This is a genomic window from Methylomonas subterranea (genome assembly GCF_024505185.1).
GTDB classification, from domain to species: Bacteria; Pseudomonadota; Gammaproteobacteria; order Methylococcales; family Methylomonadaceae; genus Methylomonas; species Methylomonas subterranea.
The window spans coordinates 1-12,473 of sequence record NZ_JANIBJ010000044.1 but is presented as its reverse complement, the minus strand read 5'-3'; the positions used below and the strand labels follow the sequence as shown (position 1 = coordinate 12,473).

General features: G+C 55.5%; 9 protein-coding genes. 3 read left to right on the top strand and 6 right to left on the bottom strand.

Annotated elements, in window-relative coordinates; genetic code table 11:
• Window positions 1-3: 3 nt before the first annotated feature.
• The 5 genes from NP590_RS18000 to glgB form a co-directional block, all read right to left on the bottom strand.
• A complete protein-coding gene (locus tag NP590_RS18000) occupies window positions 4-1,041 on the bottom strand; it encodes an extracellular solute-binding protein (protein ID WP_256604050.1) in 1,038 nt (345 codons plus the stop codon).
• A 47-nt stretch (window positions 1,042-1,088) separates the two neighbouring features.
• The gene (locus NP590_RS17995; RefSeq protein ID WP_256604048.1) at window positions 1,089-2,198 is read right to left on the bottom strand and encodes an alkene reductase; all 1,110 of its coding nucleotides are present in this window, start codon (window positions 2,196-2,198) and stop codon (window positions 1,089-1,091) included.
• 37 nt (window positions 2,199-2,235) lie between these two features.
• Window positions 2,236-3,159: a type II and III secretion system protein gene (locus NP590_RS17990; protein ID WP_256604046.1), complete on the bottom strand. Its 924-nt coding sequence runs from the start codon at window positions 3,157-3,159 to the stop codon at window positions 2,236-2,238.
• Complete coding sequence (glgA, locus tag NP590_RS17985) at window positions 3,149-4,582, bottom strand: glycogen synthase GlgA (protein WP_256604045.1); 1,434 nt, start codon at window positions 4,580-4,582, stop codon at window positions 3,149-3,151. The genes NP590_RS17990 and glgA overlap by 11 nt, the downstream gene beginning before the upstream one ends.
• 116 nt (window positions 4,583-4,698) lie before the next feature.
• Entirely contained in the window at window positions 4,699-6,879 is a 2,181-nt protein-coding gene (gene glgB, locus NP590_RS17980; protein ID WP_256604044.1) for a 1,4-alpha-glucan branching protein GlgB, read from the bottom strand.
• 217 nt (window positions 6,880-7,096) lie between these two features.
• Between glgB and glgC the strand changes: the two genes are divergently transcribed.
• From glgC to malQ, 3 genes are read left to right on the top strand one after another with little or no spacing between them, the layout of a single operon-like run.
• Window positions 7,097-8,377, top strand: coding sequence for a glucose-1-phosphate adenylyltransferase (glgC, locus tag NP590_RS17975; protein ID WP_256604043.1), 1,281 nt, complete (start codon window positions 7,097-7,099; stop codon window positions 8,375-8,377).
• Window positions 8,367-10,058, top strand: a complete 1,692-nt coding sequence (locus NP590_RS17970; RefSeq protein ID WP_256604042.1) for a glycoside hydrolase family 57 protein — start codon at window positions 8,367-8,369, stop codon at window positions 10,056-10,058. Before glgC ends, NP590_RS17970 begins: the two co-directional genes overlap by 11 nt.
• A gap of 12 nt (window positions 10,059-10,070) precedes the next feature.
• Window positions 10,071-11,549 (top strand): 4-alpha-glucanotransferase, encoded by a 1,479-nt coding sequence (gene malQ, locus NP590_RS17965; protein ID WP_256604041.1) that lies wholly within the window; start codon window positions 10,071-10,073, stop codon window positions 11,547-11,549.
• Between the two features lie 9 nt (window positions 11,550-11,558).
• Here malQ and NP590_RS17960 read toward each other — a convergent pair whose 3' ends face one another.
• Window positions 11,559-12,416 carry a quinoprotein dehydrogenase-associated putative ABC transporter substrate-binding protein gene (locus NP590_RS17960; protein WP_256604040.1) on the bottom strand — a complete coding sequence of 286 codons (858 nt, stop codon included), beginning with the start codon at window positions 12,414-12,416 and terminating at the stop codon, window positions 11,559-11,561.
• Window positions 12,417-12,473: the final 57 nt, after the last annotated feature.

The window sequence follows — 12,473 nt, the reverse complement described above, 5'->3', positions numbered from 1 at the left end:
GACTCAGAACGTTTCCGGGCCGTCGCCGGATATGATGCGATCCCATAAAACCTTTCGTTTCAAGGGTTCCGCCGTGGGTTGCAGCCAGATGATTTTGTCGTCGTGTCGGCTGTCCGGAATGGGGGTCACCGTATTGGCGAGGCCGTGCTTATCGGTCAAATGCCGGCTGATGCCGGTTTCCAGCATGAAGTCTATCCAGTGTTCCGCCAGTTCTACATCGGCTGCCCGCGGGGAAATGACCCAACAATCCAGCCAGGCCAGCGCGCCCTCCGCGGGAATGATGTAGCCGATATCCGCGCCGGTCTCGCGCAGGGCTTTTAACTGCTGGTTGCCGTAATTGCCGAAAACCAGGGCGATTTCATATCTGGAAAACAGCCTGGCGGCTTCCTCGGCGGTGGCGTAAAACGTCAATACATTGCGCCGCAGCTCGACCAAGCGTTTGGCCGCTCGCGCCAGCTCCTGGTCGTTCATCCGAAAGGGGTTGTTTACGCCCATCAACAGGCCCACCAGGGAAAAATTGTGGTTGCTGGCATTAAACGCCAATACCCGGCCGCGATAGGCGCTGTCCCACAGGGCAGCCATGGAAGTCGGGGCGGTCTTGACGATGGACCGGTTATAAATCAGGCCCATTTCCGAATAGGTATAGGGGACGGCGTAAAGTTTGCCGTCATGCGTTAAGCCGGGAATTTCCGCCAGGTTTTGAAAGCGCGGCAACTGGTTTTTATGATTGGGAATATGCCCGATGTCCACCGGTAGGGCCAGATTTCGTTCGATATAGCGTTGCAGCTCCGCGGTGTTGACCGCGAACACGTCGAAATTGCCGTTATTGATTTTGTACCAGAGGTCGTCGTCGGAACTAACCACAGTGATTTCGACTTCCACTTTATAGCGTTGCTGGAATTGCGTTACCACCTCGGGGTCGGCATATCCGGGCCAGCTCAGAACGCGCAGGGTTGTGCGCGCGTCGGCCATGCCCCGACCGCTCAGCAACAACAGCAGGCAAACAATGGGAAGGGCGGCTTTCGCTGCTTTGACTAGCATGTCGGCCGGTGGATATGCCCGCCGGCACCTCGCTGGCTCCAGGGTCATTAGGTTTGCGGGTGATCCCACGCCGGCCAATCGGTGTAGCCGCGTTCATCGCCGCCGTACCAGCATTCCCTTGGCGCTTGCGCCCATTCGGCGCCTGTTTTCAGGCGTTGCACCAAGTCCGGATTGGCAATGAAGGGCCGGCCGAAACACAGCAGATCGGCGCGGTCGTTTGAGCGGGCTTGGTAAGCCAGTTCGGCGGTAAGTTTATTGTTGGCCATATACGGCCCCTTAAACAGGCCGCGCAATTTTTGCAGATCGACGGGTGCCGGTATATCGCGCGAATCGCGGGTGGCGCCTTCGATGAAATGCAGATAGGCCGGGGCGAATCGATTGAGCTGTTCGATCAGATAGCCATATGTCGACATGACGTCGCTGTCCAGCGGCGTATTGCCGGCGCTGGGCGTAACCGGCGACAGACGGATGCCGACCCGGTCGCCGCCCCAGATTTGCGTCACCGCCTCGGTGACTTCCAGCGTCAGCCGACAGCGGTTTTCGATGCCGCCGCCGTATTGGTCGGCGCGCCGGTTGGTGGAGTCGCGGATGAATTGTTCCAGCAGATAACAGTTGGCGGAATGGATTTCCACGCCGTCAAAGCCGGCTCGTTGGGCGCAGCGGGCGGCATGCCGGTATTGTTCGATAATGCCGGGGATTTCCGCCGTTTCCAAGGCGCGTGGCGTCGGTACGGCTTGCATGCCTTGTTCGGTAAAAGTTTCGCCTTCCGCCGCAATGGCGGAAGGGGCTACCGGCAAGCCGCCGTCAGGTTGTAGGGAAGGATGGGAAAAGCGTCCCACATGCCACAACTGGCAAACGATTTTGCCTTGACGGGCGTGGACGGCGTCGGTTACCAGCCGCCAGCCGGCTATTTGCGCATCGGTGTATATGCCGGGCGTATAGGCATAACCGCGGCCTTGCGGCGAAATATTGGTGGCCTCGCCAATGATCAGGCCGGCGCCGGCGCGTTGGGCGTAATACTCGGCTTGCATCGGGCCCGGGATGCCATCGTTTTTGACCCGGCAGCGGGTCAACGGTGCCATGACGATGCGATTGGCCAATTGCCAAGCGCCTATGTTGACGGGGTCGAATAAATCGGTATCGGTAAGTTTGTGCATGGTTAGGGGATGCAATAGTGAAGTTGGCGGCGCCGCTTCATTCGGCCAAATCGATTTTAATCAAAATACCCTGGTCGCGCTTGCGCGTGCTGTAATTAAAGCCCTTGAATCCCTGGCGGTCGGTTTGCCGTTGTTCGCTTACCCCGCCGATTTCCAGCCACTCGCCCAGCCGGGCTCGCAGAGTGGTTTGCAAATGGCGGCTTTCCATGCCTCGATTCTGGGTAAAGCGCTCCGACCAGGGCGTGATATCGATGATGACTTCGTCGTTGTCTGTCAGGCGCGGAATCACGGCAAAGCCGGTGCTGGCCTCCCGCAGGTAGGTGTTGCTGGTGATGCCGGTGTAACCGTAAGGGTCGCCGTAGATGCCGATATTATCGAACGCTTTGATATCGCCGGCCTGAATGTGCGCGGCTTGACCTTCCAGCGCGCGCAATGTTTGCAGGGTGTTCCGCCGGTCGATATTGCGGGTATCGCCGGCCATGCCCCGCATGCGCAGCGAGTCGGGCGATAGGGCGATGGCCGCTTCGGCATTCAGCTGCTCGGCGGTTTTATGACTGTTTTGCAGGACGGAGATCAGCAGATTGCGCCGGCGGCTGTCGAGTTGGGCTATCAACTTGCGGATGCTGTCCATGCGGTCTGGGCTGCTTTTCACAATCAGGTTGAAACCGTCGCTGTTGACGGCTTCGTTTGTTTCCAGCAAGGGCGCCAGTAGCGCTTGCACTTCGGCGGCGGGACGGTTTTGCAGGGTAATGATTTCCAGCAGGCTCTCGTCGGCGTTGGCGGAGGCCAGCAATAACAGCAGGCCGAGGCCAACCGGCAAGGCCGGGGACAGACGGGCGAACAGCGCCTTGATGCCTGGCCCGCACCGGTTGCCGCGGCCGGCTGCCGGGCCGCCTTGCGCCGCATTGGCTGGCCGGGGCGCGCCCATGCGGTCGACCGGCATGGCGGGGTCAGATTTCACGATAAAGCGCCAGATACTGATTGGCGCTGTTTTCCCAGGAAAAATCCTTGCTCATGGCGTTGCGCTGCAATTTTTGCCAGAGCGGTTTGTTGGCGTGCAGCACCAGGCCGCGTTTGATGGTTTCCATCAAGGCGCCGGATACCGCATCATTGAACACAAAGCCGCTGGCAGTGCCGTCGGCCAGGGTGTGCGGTAAGGCATCGACTACCGTGTCCGCCAGTCCGCCGGTTTTACGCACGATGGGCAAGGTGCCGTAGCGCTGGCTGTACATTTGATTGAGCCCGCAAGGTTCGAAACGTGACGGCATCAGGAACATGTCGGCGCCGGCCTCGATTTGATGGGCCAAATTTTCGTCGTAACCGATGGTGATGGAAATTTTCTCGGGGTACAGGCGGGCGAAGTCTTGCAAACGCACTTGTATACTGGTATCGCCGCTGCCCAGCAGGGCGAATTGCAGCGGCATTCCGGTCATTTCCTTCAGGCAGCTCAACACCAGGTCGACGCCTTTTTGATCGACCAGGCGGCCGATCAAGCCGAGCAGCGGTACCTCGGCCGAAACCGGTAAACCCAGTCTGGCCTGCAATGCGGTCTTGTTGAGCGATTTTTTGGGCAGGGTTTTGCTGTTATAGGTTTGGGCGATTTTTTGGTCGGTTTCCGGATTCCAGACGGTGATGTCTATGCCGTTGATAATGCCCGATAAATCGTGTTGGCGGTGAGCCAGCAAGCCTTCCAGGCCATAACCGAATTCCGGAGTCTGTATCTCCTGGGCGTAAGTCGGGCTGACGGTGGTGATGCGGTCCGCGTAACTCAGGCCGCCCTTGATAAACGACAGCATGCCGTGATACTCCAGGCCGTCCTGATGCCAAAGCTGGCCGGGCAGATTCAATAAGGTATAGGTGCTGGCGGGAAATACCCCTTGGTAGGCCATGTTGTGTATGGTGAATATCGTAGAGGGGCGTTGGTCCTCCAGCGACAACAGGGCCGGGATCAAACCGGTTTGCCAATCGTTGCAATGCACCACATCCGGTTTCCAGTCCAGATAGGTGCGGTTCATCGCCACTTCCGCGACGATGCGGCAGAACAGGGCAAAGCGGTCGCCGATATCCGGCCACGGGTTGCCGTTTTCATCGTTGTAGGGATTGCCGGCTTGGCCGAAGAAGGGCGGATAATCCACCAGCCAGACAATGACTTCGCTGTTGGGCAGGTGGGTTTCCAGCAGATTGACGTCGCAATTGTTGACCCGCACGGTGCATAAATAGCGGCCCGGCTCGCAATTTTTGATGCCGTTGTAATTGGGCATGATGATGCGCACGTCCTGGCCCAGGCCGGTCAGCGCAATCGGCAGGCTGCCGGCCACGTCGGCCAGGCCGCCGGTTTTGATCAGGGGATGGGTTTCGCTGCTGGCGAAGAGGATTTTTTTCATAAGTTAAACAGCTATTGTTATGGTACTAACTCTCGAAAGCATGGCGCGCCGCGGGGTTTAAGGCCCGGAGGTTTACCGGTTTGGCATCGAGCCCGCGGCGGTCGATTCATGCCGGCTTACATTTTTAATATGATGCCGGCCAGCGGCGGCAGCGTGACGGTAATGGATTGCTGCATGTTCATCCAGGGCTGGGGCTCGGAATGTACATGGCCGTTACCCATGTTGCTGCCGTCGTAATATTCGGAGTCGGAATTGAAAATTTCCAGATACACACCTTCCCGGGGCACGCCGATACGATAATTTTCGCGCGGAACCGGGGTAAAGTTCAAAATCACGATCAGGTCCTCGCTGGCCGATTTGCGCCGGTAACTGATAATGGACTGCTGGTAATCGTGGCAATCTATCCATTCGAAGCCTTGGTGGTCGAAGTCGTATTGGTACAGGGCGGGATGGGTTTTGTAAAGGTTGTTCAGGTCCTTGACCAGTGTTTGCACGCCGCGATGGTGGGCGTAGTCCAGCACGTACCAGTCCAGGTCGCGATTCACGCTCCACTCGGTGCCCTGGCCGAATTCGCAGCCCATGAACAATAATTTTTTGCCCGGATAGGTAAACATCAGCGTGTAGAGCAGGCGCAGGTTGGCGAAGCGTTGCCATTCGTCGCCGGGCATTTTGTTCAGCAAGGAACCCTTACCGTGCACCACTTCATCATGCGAGAAGGGCAGGATGAAGTTTTCGGTAAAGGCGTACAGCAGGCCGAAGGTCAAGGAATCGTGGTGGTAGGAGCGGTGTATGGGTTGCTCCTGCATGTAATGCAGAATGTCGTGCATCCAGCCCATGTTCCATTTCATCGAGAACCCCAGGCCGCCGGTCCAGGTGGGGCGGGTGACCTGCGGCCAGGAAGTGGATTCCTCGGCCATGATGACGGTGCCGGGGTGCTGTTCGTGGGTGACGGCATTCATGTGGCGCAGGAAGTCGATGGCTTCCAGGTTTTCGTTGCCGCCGTACATGTTGGGGATCCACTCGTTGGCTTCGCGGGAATAATCCAGATACAGCATGGAGGCTACCGCATCGACGCGCAGGCCGTCCAGATGAAACTCTTCCAGCCAGAAAAAGGCGCTGGACAGCAAAAAGTTTTTCACTTCGTTGCGGCTGTAGTTGTAGATCAAGGTACCCCAGTCGCGGTGTTCGCCCTTGCGCGGGTCTTCGTGCTCGTAAAGCGGGGTGCCGTCGAAACGGCCCAGGGCGAAACTGTCCTTCGGAAAGTGGGCCGGCACCCAGTCGAGAATGACGCCGATGTCGTTTTGATGGCACAGGTCGACGAAATAGCGGAAATCATCCGGGCTGCCGTGCCGGCTGGTCGGCGCAAAGTAACCGGTGGTCTGATAGCCCCAGGAGATATCCAGCGGGTGTTCGGTGATCGGCAACAGTTCTATGTGGGTAAAACCCATGTTCTTGACGTAATCGACCAGTTTGCCGGCCAGCTCGCGATAATTCAGGAAGTTGCCCCGATTGTCGCGTTGCCAGGAGCCCAGGTGCACTTCGTATATCGACATGGGCTTATGCAGCCAGTCGTGGTTGGGGCGGCGTTCCATCCAGAGGCCGTCCTCCCACTGGTATGCGTTCTCGTTGACGACGATGGCGGCTGTTTGCGGGCGGAATTCGAATTGTTGGCCGTAGGGGTCGGTTTTGACCAGAACCTGTCCGGTGTGTTGGTTGCGGATTTCAAATTTATACAGATTGCCCGCTTCCAGGCCTGGAATGAACAATTCCCAGATGCCGCAACCGCCCAGATTGCGCATGGGATGGCAGCGGCCGTCCCAGCGATTGAAATCGCCGATCACGCTGATGCGCTCGGCGTTCGGTGCCCAGACCGCGAAATATACCCCTTCGATACCATCCATGCTGTGCAGGTGGCCGCCCAGTTTTTGGTAGATGTGCCAGTGCTTGCCTTCGGCAAACAGATGTTGATCGAATTCCGCCAGTATCGGTCCGAAGGTATAGGGATCGATATCGCTGTGATCATGGCCGTCCTTGTCGGTCCAGCACAGTTCGTAATGTTCGGCGATGTTCTGCTCGGCTGTGGGATAGTATTCGAAGAAGTCGGTGCCGGGAATGCGTCGCATTGCGGGACCGGTTTTACCAATGCCGACGGTTTCCGCGTAGGGCAAGAATACACGAAGCACGGTTTTTTGATTTACGGTATGGCGGCCTAAAACCGAAAACGGGTCGTGATGCTTGGCTTCGATGATTCTGAGCAAATCGGAATCAAGCGGGGTTTGCTTGCTTGGTTTGGTCATTTTGCAATGCCTCGGTTATAGTTGGATATGATTTAAAAAGGCTGTCTGTCGCTATCGGCGACGGACTTACGAGATCGGTTCGTTTGGGTTTTTACTTTTGCGTGAAGAGTAACGATAATGGGCCAACGCGGCAAGTGGAAGTAAAAAACAAATCTGTTGAAAAGATGTGCTCGCCGGATTTCAGCAGAGAATTCGTTCAAATTTGGAGATAAAAATAATGTCAGTCGTCAATTCACAGCAAACGCAAAGACGCATCAACGAATTAACAAGAAACACCATTGCCCTGATTCTGGCGGGTGGGCGCGGTTCCCGGCTCAAGCAAATGACCGATTGGCGCGCCAAGCCGGCCGTGCCGTTTGGCGGCAAGTTCCGCATTATCGATTTCCCGTTGTCGAACTGTATCAATTCGGATATCCGTAAAATCGGCATTTTAACCCAGTACAAGGCCGACTCCCTGATCCGCCACATTCAGCAGGGCTGGGGTTTCTTGCGCGGTGAGTTCGGCGAATATGTCGATCTGATGCCGGCCCAACAACGTCATGACGAGCATTCCTGGTATCAGGGCACCGCCGATGCGGTTTTCCAGAATATCGACATCCTGCGGGCGCGCAACCCCGAGTTCGTGTTGGTGTTGGCCGGCGACCACATCTATAAAATGGATTATTCGGCGATGATCGCCGATCATGTGGCCAACAAGGCCGATCTGACCATAGGTTGTATAGAAGTGCCGCTGGAAGATGCCAAGGCCTTCGGCGTGATGGATGTGGACGATAACCGCCGGGTTCGGGCGTTTGTGGAAAAGCCGGAGAATCCTCCTATCATGCCGGGCCGGGAAAATACCGCGCTGGCCTCCATGGGCATCTATGTCTTCAATGCGGGATTCCTGTTCGAACAGCTGATCAAGGATGCCGATACCAAGGGCTCCAGTCGCGATTTCGGCAAGGACATCATTCCGGCCGTTATCGATAAATACCGGATTAATGCCTATCCCTTCCTAAATTTGCAAAGCGGTCAGCAAAGTTATTGGCGCGACGTGGGAACCATCGATGCCTATTGGGCGGCCAACATGGAACTGATCGGCGTCAAACCCGATTTGAATTTGTACGACAACACTTGGCCGATCTGGACCTATCAGGCGCAGACGCCGCCGGCCAAATTCGTTTTCGACGATGACGACAGACGCGGTCAGGCCATCGATTCCATGGTGTCGGGCGGTTGCGTGATTTCCGGCGCCACGGTGCGTCACTCGCTGTTGTTTTCTCAGGTCAGGGTCAATTCCTACAGCGAGGTCAACGACTCGGTGATCTTGCCGGAAGTGAACATCGCCCGCCATTGCCGGATTACCAAGGCCATCATCGAAAAGGCCTGCCAAGTGCCGGAAGGCACGGTGATCGGCGAGGACAGGGCGGAAGACGAAAAGCGCTTTCACGTCAGCGAGGGAGGGGTGGTGTTGGTGTCGGCGGAAATGTTGGGCCAAAGACGCCACTATGTCAGATAAACCCCTGAGACTGGTGCTGTGCTGGCACATGCACCAGCCCGAGTACAGGGACACGCAGACGGGTGAGTTCAAATTACCCTGGACTTACCTGCACGTGATCAAGGATTACGTAGATATGGCCGCGCATCTGGAAGCGGAGCCATTGGCCAAGGCGGTGGTGAATTTCGCCCCCATCCTGCTGGAGCAGATCGAAGACTATTCCAATCAGGTCAACAGTTTTTTGCAAGACCGCATAGGCATCAAGGATCCTTTATTGGCGGCGCTGGTCGAGCCAGGCGTTTCCGCCAATCCGGAGCATCGCTTGAAATTGTTGCACGATTGCCGCAAAGCCAATCGGGAGCGTCAAATCGATCGCTATCCTGCCTTTCGCAAATTGACGGAAATGGCCGAATGGATTCAATTGCATCACGATGCGATAAACTATGTCAACGCGCAGTTTTTGACGGATATTGTGGTTTGGTATCATTTGGTTTGGATGGGCGAAACGGTAAAGTTGACTGATTCGCGCGTCCAGCGCCTGATTGAGAAAGGCGGCGGATTTTCGCTGCACGATCGCATCGAAATACTCGAGATCATCCGCGATTTGCTGTCCAAGGTCATTTATCGCTATAAATCGCTGGCTAGAAAGGGCCGCATAGAATTATCCGTAACGCCGTATGCCCATCCCATCATGCCTCTGATGCTGGATTTGAATAGCGCGCGCGAGGCCATGCCGGATATCCAAATGCCCATGCTGGTGGAGTATCCGGGAGGGGCCGAGCGGGTCCGCTGGCACTTGCATAAGGGCGTGCAAACCTTCAGACATTTTTTTGGTTTCGAGCCCAAGGGGTGTTGGCCGTCGGAAGGCAGTATTAGCGAGGCCACCCTGAAAGTTTTGTCAGAGTTCGGTTTTAGCTGGACCGCCAGCGGCGGTAATGTATTGCATAATAGCCTGCGGGCGTCCGACCCGACGGCGCCCGGTTCCGTGCATCATCCTTTTCGTCTGGATTCCACCTCGATCAACTGTTTTTTTCGGGATGACGGCTTGTCGGATTTGATCGGCTTCGAATATTCGAAATGGCATGCGGACGATGCGGTGGCGGACCTGATTCAACATCTGGAAAATATCGCGGATGTGGCGACGGCGGGGTCGGTGGTGTCGATTATTATGGACGGCGAAAATGCCTGGGAATATTTTCCCCGCAACGGTTATCATTTTCTGAGCGCTTTATATCAACGTTTGGCCAGTCATCCACGTATCGAATTGACCACATTCTCGGAATGTATCGAACAAAATCTGCCCGTCATGCCATTGCGGAAATTGGTCGCGGGCAGTTGGGTATACGGCACGTTTTCCACCTGGATAGGCGATGCCGATAAAAATTACGGCTGGGATATGCTGGGCGATGTAAAAAAGGCCTTTGATAAAGTCGTTTCTCATGGAACACTTGCCGAACATCATTTGGCGTTAGCGGAGCAACAGTTGGCCGTCTGCGAAGGCTCGGATTGGTTTTGGTGGTTTGGCGACTATAATCCGGGCGAAGCCGTCAGCGATTTCGAGCAACAGTACCGGCTGAATTTAACCAATCTCTACCGGTTATTGGGAGAAGAGCCGCCGAGTTATCTGGCTTTATCTTTCACTCAAGGCAGTGGCGCGCCCGCAATGGGCGGCGCCATGAGGCGCGGTAACGCAATTTTTTAACTATAGGTATATATGAGTGTTCTCTTAAATAAACGCCGTGCCGGGGTATTGCTACACATCAGTTCCTTACCCAGTAAAGGCGAATGCGGTGACATGGGGCAAGAGGCATTCAATTTTATCAATTTTCTCCACGATGTAGGCGCGACGGTCTGGCAGACTCTACCCTTGGGCATGCCGCATGGCGACGGTTCGCCTTATCAGTGCCTGTCCGCGCATGCCGGCAACCCGGCCTTTATCAGTATCGAATGGCTGGACGAAAAAGGCTGGCTGCCTACCGAGCAAAGCTGTTCGGAGTGCCACGGCGGTCATGCGTTTTGGAAAAGCTGTTTGATCGGCAAGGCCTTCTACGGGTTTCAGTCTTCCGCCAAAAAACAGGATTTGCTGGATTTTAAAAAGTTTTGCCGGGAAAAGGCCGAATGGCTGGATGATTTTGCCTTGTTCATTGCCTTGCGAAACGTGTTTGGGCACAAATGCTGGAATCAGTGGCCGGAAGCTTTGAGACAGAGGCGCCCGCAGGCCTTGAAGGAGTCGCGGGAATTGTTGAAATCCGTGATTGAAGGCATCAAGTTCGAGCAATATGTTTTTTTCAGGCAGTGGCATGAGTTAAAAGCCTACGCCAGGGAAAAAAATGTCTTGCTGTTCGGCGATATTCCGATTTTCGTTTCCTACGACAGTGCCGATGTCTGGGCCAACCGCGAGGTCTTCAAACTGAACAGGGCCGGCGACATGGACGTGGTGGCCGGAGTGCCGCCGGATTATTTTTCCGAATTCGGCCAGCGCTGGGGTAACCCTCATTACGATTGGGAATTTTTGCGCAAGACCGACTACCGGTGGTGGCTCGACAGGATCCATAGCCAGAATGAAATGTTCGATATTCTGCGCATCGATCATTTTCGTGGGCTGGAAGCGGCCTGGGAAATTCCGGCCAGTGAAAGCACCGCCATTAACGGGCAATGGGTCAAGGCGCCGGGGCATGAACTTTTGCAGGCGATTCAAAATAAATTTCCCGCGCTGGCCTTGATTGCCGAAGATTTGGGGATTATTACCGCGGAAGTTGAAGCGCTAAGGGACGACTTTAAGTTACCCGGCATGAAGATTTTGCAATTTGCCTTCGACGGCCACCCGGATAATCCGTATTTGCCGATGAATTTCGACCATAACAGCGTGGCTTATACCGGTACTCACGATAACGATACCACCCTGGGCTGGTTTGAAAGCCTGAATGACGGCGAGAAACAGCGCGTGTACGATTATCTGGGCTGGTCAACCTTGCCGATGCCGGATGCCTTGGTGCATGCAGCGCTCGGTTCGGCCGCCAATCTGGCGGTGATACCGATGCAGGATATATTACGCTTGGGTTCGGCGGACAGAATGAATACGCCGGGCACCATCGAAGGCAATTGGCGCTGGCGTTTTAACTGGTCGCAACTGAGCGAGGAAACTGCCGGCCGTTTCGCGCATTTTATCGGGATGTTCGGCCGGCATCTTTAACAAAGCGTCTCAATCGTCGTCTTCCTTTGCCGCCGGTTGCGGGGGAATCGGCAGCAGAGGGATGCGATAGCTGCTTATAATGCTCTGAATTTGCGGCATATTTTTATCGATCAACTCATTCAGTTGTTGTTTTCTTTTGTTGTCGCCTTGCCGGACTCCCATCGCAATCGAGAAGTCGAATTTTATTTCGGGGGTCGATTTCATTTCCAGAAGCGCGTAGCTGCCCGCGGGGCTTTGTCCGGCAACGTAGCCGGCCATGGGGCCCCATAAAATCACCATGTCAATTCGGCCGGCACGCAAGTCTTTATCGATTTGCATGGCGACATTGTGTTCGCTGTCGCCGGTCATGCTTTGATAGGGCACGCCTTGTTCCAGCAAACCATTTTTCTGTAGCCATTCGGTGCCGGGTCCGCGATCGAACATGGCGATCTTGATTGCTTCCTGTCTTGCCAGCGGCAGTGTCGCCAACTGTGCCGGGTCCGAGATGTCATCCCAACCCCGGCCCTTTGCTATCAGTAAAACATAGCTGGAGTGAAAATACGGTTTGCTGGTGTCGGTTAAATCGTAACCGGCGGGAACTCCCATCACCACGTCGCATTTATAGCCTTCGCCATTGTCGTTCTCCGCCTTCAGGGTATTGCGAATAAAGCCGATACGTTCCGGCAGCCACGTGTATTCGACTTGTTGACCCAGTTGTTCGGCAAACAGGGCTGCTATCTTGTTTTCATAACCGCTTAAATCCTTGCTGGAATAGGGCGGATTCATGGGGTCGGCGCAGACTCTGAATGTGTCTTCGGCCTGGACGGCGGCGCATGCGGCGAGGCCGGCTAAAACCATGCATCGGGCCAGGGTCGGAAATGTTTTCATCGCGTTTTCCTTTGACTTTTGGGGGTACATAAAAAAGCCTTGGCCGATTGCTCGGCC